Origin of the sequence: Pseudomonas sp. DP-17 (assembly GCF_022380625.1) — a bacterium.
Lineage (GTDB): Bacteria > Pseudomonadota > Gammaproteobacteria > Pseudomonadales > Pseudomonadaceae > Pseudomonas > Pseudomonas nitroreducens_A.
This window is the reverse complement of sequence record NZ_JAKSXG010000015.1, coordinates 261,232-275,945: the sequence shown is the minus strand read 5'-3', so window position 1 is coordinate 275,945 and position 14,714 is coordinate 261,232. Positions and strand designations below refer to the sequence as shown.

The following is a 14,714-nucleotide window of genomic DNA, read 5'->3' as shown; positions in this document are numbered from 1 at the left end:
GGCTCAACGCAGGCTCAGGGTGACGGCAATATGGCCGCGCAGCGCTTTGGTATAGGGACAGCTGTGCCGCGCCGCGTCCACCAGGCACTGCGCCAGTTCCGGCTCCAGCCCAGGCAGTTCGATCGCCAGATGCGCGCGCAGGAAGAAGCCGTGCTCGCCATGCATCAGCTCCACCTGGCTGTCCACCGCCGTCTCCGCGGGGAACTCCAGCTTGCGCGCATGGGCCGCGTGGCGCAGCGCGCCGATGAAACAGGCGGACCACGCCGCGGCGAACAACTGCTCGGGGTTACTGCCCTCCCCCGGCGCGCCTGGCGGCGTCAGGCGAACCTGCAGGCGACCGTCGTCACTGCGCGCTTCGCCATCGCGGCCACCTCGGGTGCGTACCCGGGCGGTGTAGAGAACCTTCTCGATCGACTGCATGGGTACATCTCTGACGGCGTGAAATCAGTGCGCGGCGGCGGCGCGCCTGCTTCGCGCGGACACGTTCGACGGACTCGCAACGGCAGACTCGGCGCGCACCGTACTGCGGTAGGCACTCAGCTCCTGGCGAGCCAGCTCCAGCAGCCAGGCGCGAAAGGGAATGGCCGGGTCGAAGGCTGCACGCTGCCGCTCGACCTCGCGCAAGGTGGCGCGAACCAGGTCGCCCATGGCCGGTTGGCCGATGCGGCCGGCCTGCACCTGGCCCTCGAAGAAGGCGATGAGCAGCGGCAGCAAGGCCATGTACAGCTGTCGCGAGGCGATGCCCGCCGGCTCGCCAGCGCCGAGGACCAACACACGGAACTCCGCATTGCTGCGCCGCCCCGCCAGATTCATGCAGCCGTCATGCTGGGTCATGGAGGCCTCCCTGGTTAGCCAATGACTCCCGGCTGCCAGCGTGGCAAGGAGCGCGCTATCGGGCCAGTTATCTGCTGTTAGCTCTTGTTAGCTGGCCCCCGGAGGGCGACCTGCAGCGCACAAAAAACCCGAGCAAGGCTCGGGTTTCGTGAAGGGCAACGCTGCGGCGGTAGCGCTCAGAACGGCGACAGTTCAGCGCTGAAGGCCTCGACCGCCTGCACCAGTCCCTGGGCGGCCAGCATCACCAGTTCGCGGCCTTTTTCCGGCGTGGCGAGACCGGGATCGGAGCCCATGCGGCCGTCCGGATGGCGCGCGCGGAAATCTGCCGCCTCGCGGATCGGCCCCCAGTTGGCGATCGCTGGCGAGTACTCGGCCGACTTGATGTGCTGCGGGTAGGCCCACTGGGTGACGGCGATCTCCGACGGCGTGGCATGGATGCCGTGCCCCTTGGGGAACTGCCGGTTGGCCAGCTCGCCGACGCCTTCCAGGTCCCACCAGTTGCACAGTTTCAGGGCGAACCCCGCCGGGCGCCGCGCGAAGCTGGCCTGGGCGTAGAGTTCGGAGAACGCGGCCTCGATGGAGGCCACGTTGCCGCCGTGGCCATTGAGGAAGAGGATTTTCTCGAAGCCGTGGGCGGCCAGGGAATTCACCCAGTCGCAGATGGCAGCGATGAAGGTCGAGGGGCGCAGCGTGATGGTGCCGGGGAAGCCCAGGTGGTGCTGCGCCATGCCGATGTTGAAGGTCGGCGCGATAAGGATATCGGCCGACTTCTGCGCTTCGTGGGCGATGATCTCCGGGCACATCCAGTCGGTCCCCAGCAATCCGATGGGGCCGTGCTGCTCGTTGGAGCCTATCGGGATGACAATGGTCCGGCTGCGGCCAAGGAACTGCTCGATTTCGGACCAGGTGCACAGGGGTAGGAGCATAAAAACCTCGCGATTCGACGGGCTCGCCAAGTGGGAAGAGCGTGCATCGCCTGAGCCATGCACGTTCGGGCTGCCGGAACCCTCGCCGGTTTGCCCTTGCCTCGCATGACAACACGCAGGCCACCCATGCGGACATTGCACCATGGTGTCCATCGGCGTTGCGGGTTACTGGAACTCGCGGCTGACCGATGAAGGTGCAGGCCGCGAGCGTGGCGATGACCTCCAGTAGGACGACGACGAGCAGCGCCGGGCGATGCAGCGCAGGTGATGACAGCGCAGGCGCCAGCAAGGGGAAATCGATCGCAGGCGGTTGGCGCGGCGGCGTCATCGCCCTGGTCGCGCGGACCGCCGCGACGGAGCTTGGGAATGCGTGCAGGTTGTTGACCCGCGCGATGTTCAGCCAGTGGCTGAACCCCAGGCAGCAGGTGGCCTGGAAAATCTTCAGTGAAGCGTGAAGGTCCCTACCGGGCCCTTGTGCGGGCGTGCTCCGAATACCCTCAGCCGTCGCCTACCAGCGGCAAACCCGGGCCGAACGGACTCCAGGACCTGAGCCCAGGTTGAGGTCAACCCCCACGAGCGATCGCGCGCCGAGCTCCTGCGCCATGGCTGAAGGCTGACTTCCGAGGTCAATACCCGATGGTCCGGTGAGGGAGACTGCCCTCCCCTCACCTCGCAATGCAGTTGCAGCCGGCGGGCAAAGGTTGGCGATCAGCCACCCAGCGCGATGATGGCGAACAGCAGCGCCGTGCCCACCACCGCCAGCGCAATCCCGCCGGCCCACGGCGAGCCACCGGAATAGCGGGCGAGCATCCAGCCGGAAACGAACAGCATCACCAGCGCCACCGCGTTGGAGGCACGGATGGCCGGGCCGGTCTGGTCGATCAGCAGGAAGGGAATGACCAGCGGGAAGGTCGCCAGCACCACCAGCAGGAAAGTCGCCAGCGCACCCTTGATATCTCCCCAGCCGATGCGCGCCGGAGCCGGAGCTCCAGCGGCCTCTCGCAGCAGGTGCAGGCGCAGCATCTCCAACCCCTCCGTGCTGAGCGCCGTGGCGATGCGCGGTGGCAGTTCGGCGGCGATGAGCCCCTGGCCATTGCGCGGGTCGGCGCTGCCCTGCAAGCGCTGCATCAGCGTGCGGTTGCGGGTGCGCTCGGTCCAGGTGCGCATCAGGTAGATCACGGCGTCGGCCAGGCCCCAGGCGAGGTTGCAGCCCAGGGCGGCGATCAGCATGGTGCGCACCTCCTCCCGCCCCGAGGTCGCCACGCTCAGCGAGCCGATGAAGGTCATGGCCATCAACAGGCCGAAAATCACTTCGGTGATACGGTCGATCGGTTCCAGCACCCGTTGCCAGGTGCCCTTCTCGGCTTTGTCCATCGCTTCCCTCCTGATCGGCGAGCGCGGCTCGTCGTCCCTCGTCTGTGCCATTGAGTGAGCGCTGGCAGGTGATGTGCGAGGCAATGCATCCCGCCGGGCTCAGCCCAGCCGGACGATATCGACCGAAATCTCCACGGCGGTAACGCTGCCGCGGTTCTCCAGCCAGTGGCTGGTGTTGTGGTCCTCGGGCCAGCCGGCGCCCGGCCCGTAGTCGGTGGCGATACCGTTGCGATGGTCGGTGATGGTGCCCTGCAGGATGAACACCGTGCCGGGGCGGTCCACGTGGTCATGCAGCGGCCCGAAGACGCCGCCGGGCGCGATGGTTACCCGGCGCATCCGCAGCTGGCGGCCCGCCATGCCTTCGATTTCCGGGCCGAGGTCGACCGAGGACAGCAGCTCCACCGTCACGCCCCGAGTCTCGGGTGCCACCTCCAGGCTGTTCATCACGCATGCCTCGCTGAACGACAGGGTCTCTGTGCCAGTAAAGACGCTGCATGGCGCCGCTCGAAGCGAGGCGACAAAGGGTCGCTCAGCCCACGGCTGGCAGGTGCTCCAGATTGCAGAGCGCGGTGGAGTCCAGCAGGCTCTTCTCGAAGTCCTCGAGGCCGTTGTAATGGCTTTGCAGTTCCTCGATGCGCCGACTCAGCTCCTGCTTCTTCGCCGCAATCGCTTCGCGCACAAGGTCCCAGCGCGCCAGCTCACCGCCGCGCAGGAAGATGTCCTGCATCTCCCTGAGGCGGAAGCCCAGCTGCTGGGCGCACTTGATGAACACCAGCAACTCGACCGTCTCCTGGGTATAGACGCGGTACTTGCCCTCCCGACGCGGCGTGGGCAGCAGGCCGATCTCCTCATAGTGACGAATGCACTTGACCGTGGCGCCGGACAGCTCGGCAACCTTCCCGATATACATGTGAACCACTCCTGCACAGATGGCGTCCAGCATGGGGCAGCCGCGGCGAAAATCCCAGCCTGCGGATCATCTGCCGGCGAGCGACTGCACCTGCCGCAACCAGCCCTCGCGCCGCTGCGCAGCCGAGTGGATGATCGGCCCGAACAGGAGCGTGCCGGTCGGGCGGATACCGCAGAACTCCAGGGTGGTCCTGCGCATCTGCTGCAGCGCGGGCATGCGCTGGAACCAGCGGAAGTACCAGGGCGGCGTGTCCATGGTCGCCAGCAGGTGAGCGGTGCGGCCCTTGAGCAGCTTTTCCGGAAAGGGCGACCCCTTGCGGTAACGGAAGGCGAAACCGGGCAGGAATGTCCGGTCGAGAAAGCCCTTGAGCAGCGCGGGTACCCCGCCCCACCAAACCGGAAACACCAGCGCCAGGTGATCGGCCCAGGCAATCGCCTGCTGCGCCTGCAGCAGGTCCGGTTCCAGCGGCTGGCCGGCGGTGTAGCCGCCGCGCAATAGCGGGTCGAAGGCCAGCTCGCTCAGGCGCAGCAATCTGACTTCATGCCCCGCGCCGCTGGCTGCTTGCCGATAGCGCTCGGCAATGGCGCCACAGAAGCTATCGTCGCTGGGGTGCCCGAGGATCAGGAGAATCCGTTTCTGGTGCATGGTGCTCGACTCCTTGTGAAAGCGAGTCGAGCCTAAAGCCTCCCCCTGGGGGGAGAGTCAACGCCAGGCAGTCACTCAAGGATTGCCACGGCGCGCACGAAACCGGCGGAGGCGTGGCGGATCTTGTAGGGGAAGCAACTGACCAGGAAGCCGTGGTCAGGCAGTTGCTCGAGGTTGGCAAGCTTCTCCATCTGCCCGTAGCCGATGTCGCGCCCGGCAGCGGGTGACCGCGAAGTCCAGGGTGACTTCGTCATGCCCGGGCTGGTGGACGTCCACACCCACCTGGCCTTCGGCAAAGCCCAGAGCGAGAGAGACATCGATATCTGGGCCATCGGTGAACTCGCGCACCACATGCCCGGCCGCGCAATAAGCGCCAAGGCTCAACGAATCTTCGTGTGCAGGGTGAGCCGCGCAGACGATGCAGCACAGTTCATCGCTGAGCAACGCCTCGTGGGGATAGCGCGGGTTGATCCGCCGCTGCGGCACTATCACCAGGTCGCTGCGCCGGTACTCCAGCGCCTCGGCCACCACATCGCCGTCGCGCGGCAACGGCAGGTCACGCAGCACCAGCGAAGCACCGGGGGCCTGGCGCGCCAGTTCACGGCTGGCAGCCGGCAACAGGGTCGCGGCCACATAGTCCGAAGCCACCAGAGTGAATCGCCGATCACAGCGGGCGGGGTCGAAGGCGGTGGAAGTCTCCACCACTTCGCCGGCCAAACTGAGCACCTCGCGCACCTTGGGCGCCAACTGCCGCGCCAGCGCAGTCCGCTCCAGGCCCCGCCCCAGCGGCACCAGCAACGGGTCCTGGAAATGCTCGCGCAGCCGGCCCAGCGCGGCGCTGGTGGCCGACTGGCCGAGGTTGAGGCGCTGCGCCGCCCGGCTGACGCTGCCCTCTTCGAGCAGCACATCCAGGGCGACCAGCAGGTTGAGGTCCAGACGTCGGTAGCGCATGGGCGATTTATACCCAGGCGCCGCATCGGCACGTGGCGTATTTCGCGCTGGCAGGTATCGCGTTGTGCGATACCTGCCAGCTGGGGGCTCATTGCCCGCCGCCGGTGTCCAGTCCAGCCGCTGATGGGTGAAACCGTAGCCCGCCGACTGGTAGTAGCTGATCGCCCGGCCCACCAGCGGGTCGTCGATCTGCGCCGGCACTTCCGTGCCGGCGCAGATCAGCTTCACGGTATCGGCGTCTGAAAAGTCCTGTTCCACGTCTTTTTCACAAGCCCTTGACGAGTCCTTGATCGCACAACTCGACAATGGCCGTAATTGACGAGTCCGCCCCCATGAACGAACCCCAACGCCTGTTCGCCACCGCTCCTCACCGCGAGAACGATGCCGCTGCCGGCAATTCATTCGGCAGCGGCGTCTGCCTGCGGATGCGCCAATGGCGGGAGAAGCGCCTGCTGCGCCTCGCCCTGCGCATGGCCGAAGAGCCGATCCTGGTGCTCGAGGTCTCGCAATCCCCCGGCTCTGCGTGGCCGGTGCTGCTGGAACACGGCAACCGCATCATCGTGGCCACCTGCCCGTCCGCCGACTCGCTGGTGGAGGCCCACCAGAAATTGCCCGAAGCCATGAAGCGCCGGATCAAAGAACTGCCGGCCCCCCAGGAGCACACCGAACTGAGCAAGGGCTCGGTCGATTGCCTGTTGCTGCCGGAAGTCCCGCGGACCGCCTGCAACATGCCGAACATCCGATTGCTCAATGAGTGGATTCCGGTGACTCGCGACAGCGTGATCCTGTTCGCCCGCGTCGGCCATCCGACGTCGGTGAAGGATACCCAGTCCTGCCCATGCGGGGCCGACCCGCATCCCGTTGGCCCCGACTTCGCCAGCGCCCGCGCCCTGGAGCGAGAGTTCCAGCGCCTGGGCTTTTCGCAGATCCGTCACTACAACGTGATCCCCGGCGTGGACGGGGTGCGGATCTACATCCTGCGTAAATGACCGCTGCAACCTTCCATCCCCAGGTAAACGAATCCCCGACCGGCGGCTATACTGCTCCTTCGCCATCATCGACGAGTCCGGGAGGCAATCGTGATGCAGAACAGTACCGTTTTGCGTTTCCTGCCCTGGTTGGCCATGGCACTGACGCTGGGCAGCCTCGCCGGCTGGCAGATCGGCGACACCATCGGGCTGAACGGCAATCGCTGGTTCGCCGAGCCTGAATTTACCTTCGAGATTCTGGTGGCCCTGAGCGGCATCCTGTGCGGCGCGCTGCTGGCCTACTCCAGCGAGCGCGGCATGGCTTGGCGGTCGGCCGGGGTGCTCGCCGGCACCTGCTTCATCGTCGCCATCCTGGCGTACTGCCGGCACAGCCTGGGCGTGCCCTTCCCGGAACAGGACCTGCTGGCCTACGCTCGGCAATTCGTCCTGCAGACCTTCGGCATCTGGATTTCGCCGGTGTTCGGTGCGGCACTGGTTTCACTGTTGCGGGTGATTCTGCGCTGAAGCCTGTGACATGATCGCGGCTCCGCGCCTCTCTCCGGAGCCTCCATGCCGCTCACCCTGCTGCTGCGCTGCCACGACCTGGACCTCACCCGCGAGTATTACCGCGACACGCTGGGCTTCGCCGTGACCGATTCCGCCGAAGGGACGCTCACCGTGCAACTGGAGCACTGCCGCCTGCTGTTCACAGCACATGATCTGTGGGGCCGCGAGGTGGGTTGCTCGGGCACGATCTACCTGCAACTCGCCGACGTCGCGCGCTACTTCGCCGCCGTGAAAGACCAGGCGCAGATCGCCTGGCCTCTGCAGGACATGCCCTACGGCTCGCGCGAGTTCGGCATACGCGATTGCAACGGCTACCACCTGGCCTTCGCCCAGTACACCTCGGCCTGAGCGGGCCCTGCGGATTGCTGCACTGCGTGCAGCTATGTCCTGCACCCGCCCTGTCTGGTGCATCGCAACCCTGTCCCTAGACTGGCGAACATCATCACCAGCCAGGGAAAAACCATGATCACCCGCATATCGCTCCACGCCTTCGGCGGCCCGGAAGTCCTCCGTCTCGAACAGACCCAGGCACCGCAACCCGGCCCCGGCGAAGTGTGGCTGAAACAGGCCGCCATCGGCGTCAACCCGCTGGACCTGAGCCAGCGCTCCGGTGCGGTGAAGGTGCAGCTGCCCTCCTCGCTCGGCCTGGAGGGCGCGGGTAGCGTAACCGCTATCGGCGAAGGCGTGAGCAGTGTTCAGGTCGGCGACCGCGTCGCCTACGCCACCGGGCCGCTCGGCGCCTATGCCAGCGGCCGCCTGTACCCGGCAGAGCGCCTGGTGAAGCTGCCGGACTCCGTCAGCTTTGAAGATGCTGCCGCTGTACTGTTCAAGGGCATCACCGCGCAATACCTGCTCAAGTCCACCTGGCCGGTCGGCCCCGGCTCGCGCGTGCTGATCTACGGCGCCGCTGGCGCGCTGGGACAACTGATGGTGCCCTGGGCCCGGCACCTGGGCGCCTTCGTCATCGGCGTGGTGTCGAAGCCGCAGAGCGTAGAGCGTGCTCGTGCCGCCGGCTGCGACGAGGTGCTGGTATTCGATGCAGCGACGCTGGCCGATCAGGTCCGCGAGCTCACCGGCGGGCACCAGGTCGATGTGGTCTACGACCCCATCGGTCGCGCCACCTTCGAAGCCTCGCTGGACTGCCTGCGCCCGCGCGGCCTGCTGGTGAGCTTCGGCATGGCTTCCGGCGCGCCGCCCGCTGTCGAGGTCGCCACGCTGAACGCCAAGGGCTCGCTGTTCCTCACCCGCCCGTCGCTCGCCGCGCACACCGCCACGGCCGAGGAATACCAGCAGCGCGCGAAGGACGTCCTGCAGGCCGTCGCGGACGGTATCATCCAGCCGCGGGTATGGCGTCGCTATCCCTTGGCGGAAGTCGCCCGGGCCCATGCCGACCTGCAGGAAGGCCGCTCAGAAGGGGCCATCGTCCTCACACCATGAACCACCGCCGGGCGAGTGGATTCGCCGAATTGGGAGCCCTATGGATCTGTTCGATAGTCGCCAGGCCGACGAACTCGCCGCCCTCCTGGCGCTGGCCGAGCACGGCTCCTTCGCCGCCGCCGGCCGCGCCCTGCAACGCCACCCTTCGGTGCTGTCCAAGCGCCTCGGCGCGCTCGAGCAGCGCCTGGGCGTACGGCTGGTGGAGCGCACCACCCGGCACCTGCGCTTCAGCGACGAAGGCCAACGGCTGGTGGAGCGTCTGCGCCAGGCCGCCAGCCTGATCGCCGAGGCCCAGGACGAAGCCAGCCGCAGCGCGGCCCTTGTCCAGGGCCGCCTGAAGCTCGCCGTGCCGGCGGCCATGGGGCGACTGTGGCTGAGCCCGATCCTCTCGCGCTTCGTCCTCGAGCACCCGCAGGTGACGCTGGAGGTGGAGTACTCGGAGCGCTTCGTCGATATCGTCGGCGAAGGCTTCGATGCGGCCATCCGCATCGGCGAGCTGGCCGACAGCCGCCTGCTGGCACGGCGGCTCTGCGACCTGCGGCGTATCCTCTGCGCCGCACCCGCCTATCTCGAACGCCACGGCGCGCCCCGCGCTCCGACGGAGCTGGCCGAACACAACTGCCTGGGCTTCACCGGCCTGAACTCCTGGCCGGACTGGAAACTGGCCAGCCGTGGCAAGCAACAGACGGTCCGCGTCAGCGGCAACCTGCACAGTAACGACAACGAGGCCCTGCTCTCGGCGGCGCGCCTGGGCGTGGGCATCCTCGCCGGCGGCGAATGGCTGATGAAGCACGATCTGGACGCCGGCCGCCTGGTGCGGGTACTGCCGGATTGGCAACTGGACGCCTCCGCCGGTATCTATTTCGTGCGCCCTTCGGCGCGCTACAGCTCGGCCGCCAGCGAAGCGTTCAAGGCCTGGATCGAGCAGCAGTTCGCCGGCGGCCCCCCCTGGCAATCGGGCCCCCCCTGAGCGAGGCGCCTCACCGCCCGCTTCGGCCAACAGCCAGTCGCGCAATGCCCGCGCCTTGGGCAGCTCGGCGCACTCGGGGCGGTAGACCACGTAACAGGCCTGGGTCAGGGAGTATTCCAGGCCCTTGTCGGCGAAGGGGCGGACCAGCCGACCGGTCGCCAGCACGGGCGCCCGGCATTGCGACCGGGCAGCCGTGGCCTTGCGGCCCGCCTCGGACCGTGACGACTATCTCGCCATCGCCGCGTTCGGGCGTCTGGTCCGAGGCTGTGCAGCCGCTGCAGGCCGTTCTTGCGCAAGGCTGGCCAGCCACCGCCGGGAAACGGCAGACTGTCGCGGAAGAATCAGGAGCCGACATGGATAGCCAAAGCCCACCCATCCTGCGCACCGAACGCCTGCTGCTCACGCCGGTGCAACTCACCGACGCACCGACCATCCAGCGCCTGTTCCCGCACTGGGAAGTGGTGCGCTACCTGGACCGCCGCGTGCCCTGGCCCTACCCGGCCGATGGCGCACTGGTCTATGTACGCGACGTGGTGCTGCCGGCCATGGCCCGTGGCGAGGAATGGCACTGGATGATCCGCCTGGCCAGCGCGCCCGAGGAGGCCATCGGCAACATCTCGCTGTTCGATCAGCCGGGCAATCACCGCGGCTTCTGGCTGGCGCCCGCCTGGCAGGGCCAGGGCTACATGAGCGAGGCCTGCGAAGCGATCAGCCGCTTCTGGTTCCTGACCCTGGGCCGGCCGCTGATGCAGGTGCCCAAGGCCGTGCCCAACCAAGGTTCGCGGCGCATCTCCGAACGCGAGGGCATGCGCCTGGTGGGCCGCGACGAAGGACACTTCGTCAGCGGCGTGCTGCCGCGGGAAACCTGGGAGCTGACGCGGGAAGAGTGGCTGGCACGCCATGCAGACGACTGAGCAGGCCTGGCAGGGCGAACTCTGGCTGGGCGCGGACTGCTGCCTGGTCGTCGGCACCACCGGCCACGCGCGCACCCACGCCCACTATGCGCACCAGCTGCTGATGGCCCGTGAGGGCGAGGTGAGCGCGCTGATCGACGAACAGCCGCAGCAGGCGGGGCTGCTGGTGATTGCCTCCAACCAGCGCCACGCGATCCTCGACAGCGACCAGCGCGCCGTCACCCTGTTCGCCGAGCCGCTGGCGTTCGAGCTGGCCGATCTCGAGTGGCTTTGCCGGCAGGTCGGGCCAGACCTGCAACGGCTCGCATCAGGCCTGCGCGAACTGCCGCGCCGACAGCTCGACCCGCGCCTGGAGAAAGCCCTGCAGCGCATCCGCGCGCTGGACGACAGCGCCCTGCCCGCCCACGCCCTGGCAGAGGAAGCCTCGCTCTCGCTGAGCCAGCTGGAACGGCTGTTCAGCGGCACGCTGGGCCTGTCGGTGCGCCGCCTGGTGCTCTGGCAACGGCTGCGCCAGGCGCTGCGGCTGGCCATGGCGGGCGAGAGCCTGACCAGCGCCGCCATCACGGCGGGCTTCGCCGATTCCGCGCACTTCTCCCGCAGCGTGCGCAGCCAGTTCGGCATCCGCGCCGACCTCACGCTGCGCCAATTGAAGCTGCGCCTACTCGACTAACAGGCGGCGCAGCTCCATGGGCAACGGTGCCGGCGGATGCGCTGAATCGATGTGGCGGAACGGCTCAGCCAGCTGATCCAGGTACGCCACCGGGTAGTCGGGGCGGTCACCTATGCCCAGGTCATCTTCCGCCAGCGCGTAGTCCGGCAGGTGCAGCGCCGTGCCCAGCAGGCGGTCCCAGAAGCTGAAGAACAGCGCGAAATTCACGTCCCCCGCCGTGCCGTATTTCAGGTGATGCAGGCGGTGCAGCGGCGCCCAGGCGAACAGGTGGCGCAGCACGCCGATACGCATGTCCACATTGCTGTGCTGCAGCAGCAACTGGATGGCGATGGCGAACGCCAGCAGCGCGGCAACCTCCACGGGAATCCCCAGCAACAGCAAGGGCAACGTGCCGCCCAGCGCTTCCAGCATCTGGTGCAACGGATGCTTCATCAGCCCGTTGAACCCATACATGCGCGTGACGCTGTGGTGCACCGCATGCAGGCGCCACAACAGCGGCGAACGGTGGCTGGCATAGTGCACCAGGGTGATACCGAGGTCGGCGATCAGCAGCGCTATCAGCAGTTGCAGCGCCAGCGGCCAATCCACTGGCCACAGCGCGAAATGCGGCAGCCACAGGGCTATCACCGGAATCGCTGCAATGCCCAGGGCGTTCAGCGTCTCGTTGACCAGCGCATGGAGGAGATCGCGGGCGCCATCGCCATGGCTCTCGTTCCAACCCGCTCGATAGGGCCAGAGCCGCTCGGCGAGGAAGGCCAGCAGGATCGCCAGCGGCAACAGCGCCGGCAGGCACAACAGCGATACGCCTTCACCGACCAGGTACAGGGCCAGGCCGATGAAGCCGAGGAAGAACGCGGGGGCGTAGAGATAGCGCATGGGGCAGCTCCGGTGCAGTGAGAGCCGCCAGTTTTCCTGCCAGGCCGTCAGCCGCGCTTGAACAATCCGCGCATTCGGCTCTGCCATCGCGTGCGGATTTCCGCGTCCCAAGGGCAGCCTCAGCGACTCTTCGAAATCACCCCGACCATGTACTGGTTCAGATCGCGCAGATCATCGAGGCTCCAGGCGTGCGGCGGAATTTTCACGCCGTTCTCGCGCAGTGTCCTGGGGATCAGGCTGCCGTTGGGGCGCAGCACCACCGACGACACGATGACGCCCGGATAATCGCTCAGGCGCTTCCTGAAAGCGGTCGTCGTAAGGTCGGGCGTGGGCGGGCTGCTCTTGTGGGCCAGCGGCCCGGTCGCCTTCATGTCCGCGCCGTGGCAGACCGCACAGCGCTGGGTAAAGAGGTTCTTGCCGTTGAGGTTATCCGCCAGGGCTGGCGTCATCTGTGCGAGCAAAAGACCCCCGGTCAGAGCGATGAACAATGCTTTCACTTTCCTGCTTCCTTGCCGTGCCTATCAATCCTGATTCAGTCAGCGCCGCCAGGCACACCCCAGTGCGCTGAGCGCCAGTATCGCTGCCGCCCCCGCATAGGCCCAGAGCGCCGGCACCTGCGGCAGCAGCACGCCGGCCAGGATAGGCCCGAGCCCTGCTCCGATATCACGCCAAACGGCATTGCCCGCCAGAGCCTGGATGCGCGCCTGCGGATTGCGCTGCGCCACCAGCGTCACCACCAGCGGCAGTTGCAGTGCCCGCAACACCAGCACGAAGAACGCGCCGATGAACAGCCAGTAGCTGCCGAACATCAGCAGCGCCAGCGAGGTGGCCAGCGACAGCACGACCAGCATGCGCAATGCACCGAAGCGATCCGCCAGGCGACCGCCGAACGGGCTGAAGAGCATCTCGCTGAGATAACGCACTGCCATCAGGATGCCCGCCACCAATACGCCGGTAGCACCCAGGTGAGTCTGCGCGTAGAGCGAAAGGCCGAACACGAACAGACCGTCGAGGGTCACGCCTTCGATGAAGGACCAGGTAGCAATGCTGTCCGGCAGGCGCAGGCGGCGGCCGCTGCTGACCGGAATATCATGGCCCGTTGCGGGTAAAGCGCGGGCGCGCCACAGGCCGCAAAGGGCCGCCACAAAGAGCACGAAGAATACGCTGCGCGGCCCGAACGCCTGGGCCATCACCGCCCCCAGCGGCAGCGCCAGCATCGGTCCGATGGAAAGGGTCGCCCGCGAGCGTCCGGCGCGGCGCGCGGCGCCTTGCGCCTCGGCGGTAGCGAGGGTCTGGGTGCTGAGGTTGAACGTGGCGAAGCACAAGCCCCAGACCAGCCGGAACACCAGCAGCGTGGCAAATCCGGAGAGCGTCGCCGAGGCCAGCGCGCAGGCTGCCGTCGCCAGCGCGGCGAGGCTGCAGGCGGCTCGATCGCCATGGCGGGCGTAGAAACGAACCACCCAACCGTAACCCACGATGCGCACCAGACGATTAGCCGCCAGCAGGATACCCGCTTCCACCAGGGTCACGCCAAAGTCCGCCGCGTACATCGGCAGCAGCAGGTACAGCAGCACGTCGGCGGGCAGGCACAGGCTGAGCACCTGGGCGGAGTTGCGCGAATCCCGGTCGGCTCGCTGCAGGGCAGGCGCGTAAGCGGACGACATGACAGCCTCGTGACAAAGACGGGGCCGCAGGATAACCCGCGCCCCGCCCCGCAGGACAAGCCTTACGCCGACGCCGCGAGCTGTGCTATTGCGCGAGCGAGCGCAGAAAGGAGGCAATCACCTGGCTGCTGCGGCGCTCGGCCAGGTAGTACAGGTAGGTCTCGGTGCACACCGGGTCACCGCTGATGCGGATGGCCTTCAGGCGCGGGTCGGCGATGTACTCTGCCTCGGACACCACACCGATGCCGATGCCACGGATCGCCGCCTCGCGCAGGGCCTCGCGGCTGCCGATCTCCATGGCGATGCGCGGCGTGACATCGGCCTTGTCCAGCTCGCGCTCCAGCGCCACGCGCGTAGTCGAACCCTGCTCGCGGCGCAGCAGCGGCTGGCCCTGCAAGGCTTGCAGGCGGACTTCGTCGTGGCGCGCGAAGGGGTGGTCGACATGGGCGAAGAGGATCACCGGGTGCCGTGCATACAGCTGCGCGACGAAGGCCGGGTCGTCATGCAGCCCGGCCAGCACGCCAACGTCGGTGACGTAGTTTTCCAGGTCGGCGAGCACCGAGGCGGAGTTGCCGATGCGGATCGACACGTCGATCTGTGGGTAGTCACGGCGGTACAGGTCGACCATCTCGATCACATGGAATGGCCCCACCGCGCCGACTTTCAACTGCCCCCGGTTGAGCTGCCCGGAATCGCGCAGCAGGTTGGTCGCCTCGGATTCGAGCCTCGACATCTGCTGGGCGATAGGCAGCAACGCGCGACCCACGGCGGTCAACTCGATGCGCCGGCCACGACGATGGAACAGCTCGACGTTGAATTCGCGCTCCAGGCCCTGCACCTGCGTGGTCGCCGTCGGCTGGCTGAGGCCGATGGCCCGCGCCCCGGCGCTGAAGCTGGCGTGGCGGGCCACGGCGAGGAAGGTACGCAGGCGGGCGGTGGACATCCATAGCTCCTATCAATGGTTTTCCCGGAAAACCCATATTGATTTGATGGCGTGACTGTCACATG

18 protein-coding genes and 3 pseudogenes are annotated in these 14,714 nt (G+C 67.3%); 7 read left to right on the top strand and 14 right to left on the bottom strand.

Features of this window, described 5'->3' with window-relative positions; translation table 11 throughout:
- Positions 1 to 3 precede the first annotated feature (3 nt).
- The 10 genes and pseudogenes from MJ122_RS25055 to MJ122_RS30200 all read right to left on the bottom strand — a co-directional run.
- Positions 4 to 420, bottom strand: coding sequence for an organic hydroperoxide resistance protein (locus tag MJ122_RS25055; protein WP_239746412.1), 417 nt, complete (start codon positions 418 to 420; stop codon positions 4 to 6).
- Between the two features lie 24 nt (positions 421 to 444).
- Entirely contained in the window at positions 445 to 834 is a 390-nt protein-coding gene (locus MJ122_RS25050; protein WP_239746410.1) for a hypothetical protein, read from the bottom strand.
- 176 nt (positions 835 to 1,010) lie between these two features.
- Positions 1,011 to 1,760: a creatininase family protein gene (locus MJ122_RS25045; protein WP_088420983.1), complete on the bottom strand. Its 750-nt coding sequence runs from the start codon at positions 1,758 to 1,760 to the stop codon at positions 1,011 to 1,013.
- Positions 1,761 to 2,016: 256 nt separating this feature from the next.
- Positions 2,017 to 2,154: pseudogene (locus MJ122_RS25040) on the bottom strand (hypothetical protein); the annotation flags it as partial.
- A gap of 314 nt (positions 2,155 to 2,468) precedes the next feature.
- Positions 2,469 to 3,134 (bottom strand): VIT1/CCC1 transporter family protein, encoded by a 666-nt coding sequence (locus tag MJ122_RS25035; RefSeq protein ID WP_239746408.1) that lies wholly within the window; start codon positions 3,132 to 3,134, stop codon positions 2,469 to 2,471.
- A gap of 99 nt (positions 3,135 to 3,233) precedes the next feature.
- Positions 3,234 to 3,578, bottom strand: a complete 345-nt coding sequence (locus MJ122_RS25030; protein ID WP_088420981.1) for a cupin domain-containing protein — start codon at positions 3,576 to 3,578, stop codon at positions 3,234 to 3,236.
- Positions 3,579 to 3,663: 85 nt separating this feature from the next.
- Positions 3,664 to 4,044, bottom strand: coding sequence for a MerR family transcriptional regulator (locus tag MJ122_RS25025; RefSeq protein ID WP_239746407.1), 381 nt, complete (start codon positions 4,042 to 4,044; stop codon positions 3,664 to 3,666).
- A gap of 66 nt (positions 4,045 to 4,110) precedes the next feature.
- Positions 4,111 to 4,689, bottom strand: coding sequence for an NAD(P)H-dependent oxidoreductase (locus MJ122_RS25020; protein ID WP_239746406.1), 579 nt, complete (start codon positions 4,687 to 4,689; stop codon positions 4,111 to 4,113).
- A gap of 71 nt (positions 4,690 to 4,760) precedes the next feature.
- Positions 4,761 to 4,907, bottom strand: a pseudogene (locus MJ122_RS25015) (cyclase family protein); the annotation flags it as partial.
- 547 nt (positions 4,908 to 5,454) lie between these two features.
- A pseudogene (locus MJ122_RS30200) lies at positions 5,455 to 5,640 on the bottom strand (LysR family transcriptional regulator); the annotation flags it as partial.
- A 332-nt stretch (positions 5,641 to 5,972) separates the two neighbouring features.
- Here MJ122_RS30200 and MJ122_RS25005 point away from each other — a divergent pair.
- From MJ122_RS25005 to MJ122_RS24975, 7 genes are all read left to right on the top strand, one after another.
- Positions 5,973 to 6,629 carry a hypothetical protein gene (locus tag MJ122_RS25005; protein WP_239746404.1) on the top strand — a complete coding sequence of 219 codons (657 nt, stop codon included), beginning with the start codon at positions 5,973 to 5,975 and terminating at the stop codon, positions 6,627 to 6,629.
- A gap of 93 nt (positions 6,630 to 6,722) precedes the next feature.
- Complete coding sequence (locus tag MJ122_RS25000; protein WP_239746403.1) at positions 6,723 to 7,133, top strand: hypothetical protein; 411 nt, start codon at positions 6,723 to 6,725, stop codon at positions 7,131 to 7,133.
- A gap of 45 nt (positions 7,134 to 7,178) precedes the next feature.
- Positions 7,179 to 7,523: a VOC family protein gene (locus tag MJ122_RS24995; RefSeq protein ID WP_239746402.1), complete on the top strand. Its 345-nt coding sequence runs from the start codon at positions 7,179 to 7,181 to the stop codon at positions 7,521 to 7,523.
- Between the two features lie 114 nt (positions 7,524 to 7,637).
- Positions 7,638 to 8,612, top strand: coding sequence for a quinone oxidoreductase (locus MJ122_RS24990; RefSeq protein WP_239746401.1), 975 nt, complete (start codon positions 7,638 to 7,640; stop codon positions 8,610 to 8,612).
- A gap of 40 nt (positions 8,613 to 8,652) precedes the next feature.
- Positions 8,653 to 9,582, top strand: coding sequence for a LysR family transcriptional regulator (locus MJ122_RS24985; protein ID WP_239746400.1), 930 nt, complete (start codon positions 8,653 to 8,655; stop codon positions 9,580 to 9,582).
- 353 nt (positions 9,583 to 9,935) lie between these two features.
- Complete coding sequence (locus MJ122_RS24980) at positions 9,936 to 10,496, top strand: GNAT family N-acetyltransferase (protein ID WP_088420957.1); 561 nt, start codon at positions 9,936 to 9,938, stop codon at positions 10,494 to 10,496.
- Positions 10,483 to 11,166 carry an AraC family transcriptional regulator gene (locus tag MJ122_RS24975; RefSeq protein ID WP_239746399.1) on the top strand — a complete coding sequence of 228 codons (684 nt, stop codon included), beginning with the start codon at positions 10,483 to 10,485 and terminating at the stop codon, positions 11,164 to 11,166. Before MJ122_RS24980 ends, MJ122_RS24975 begins: the two co-directional genes overlap by 14 nt.
- Here the strand turns inward: MJ122_RS24975 and MJ122_RS24970 are convergent.
- From MJ122_RS24970 to MJ122_RS24955, 4 genes are all read right to left on the bottom strand, one after another.
- Positions 11,155 to 12,042, bottom strand: coding sequence for a sterol desaturase family protein (locus tag MJ122_RS24970; protein ID WP_239746398.1), 888 nt, complete (start codon positions 12,040 to 12,042; stop codon positions 11,155 to 11,157). The two genes, MJ122_RS24975 and MJ122_RS24970, sit on opposite strands and share 12 nt — an antisense overlap.
- A 119-nt stretch (positions 12,043 to 12,161) precedes the next feature.
- Positions 12,162 to 12,539 (bottom strand): c-type cytochrome, encoded by a 378-nt coding sequence (locus MJ122_RS24965; protein ID WP_239746397.1) that lies wholly within the window; start codon positions 12,537 to 12,539, stop codon positions 12,162 to 12,164.
- 39 nt (positions 12,540 to 12,578) lie between these two features.
- Positions 12,579 to 13,706: an MFS transporter gene (locus tag MJ122_RS24960; protein WP_239746396.1), complete on the bottom strand. Its 1,128-nt coding sequence runs from the start codon at positions 13,704 to 13,706 to the stop codon at positions 12,579 to 12,581.
- 85 nt (positions 13,707 to 13,791) lie between these two features.
- Entirely contained in the window at positions 13,792 to 14,649 is an 858-nt protein-coding gene (locus MJ122_RS24955; RefSeq protein ID WP_239746395.1) for a LysR substrate-binding domain-containing protein, read from the bottom strand.
- Positions 14,650 to 14,714 lie beyond the last annotated feature (65 nt).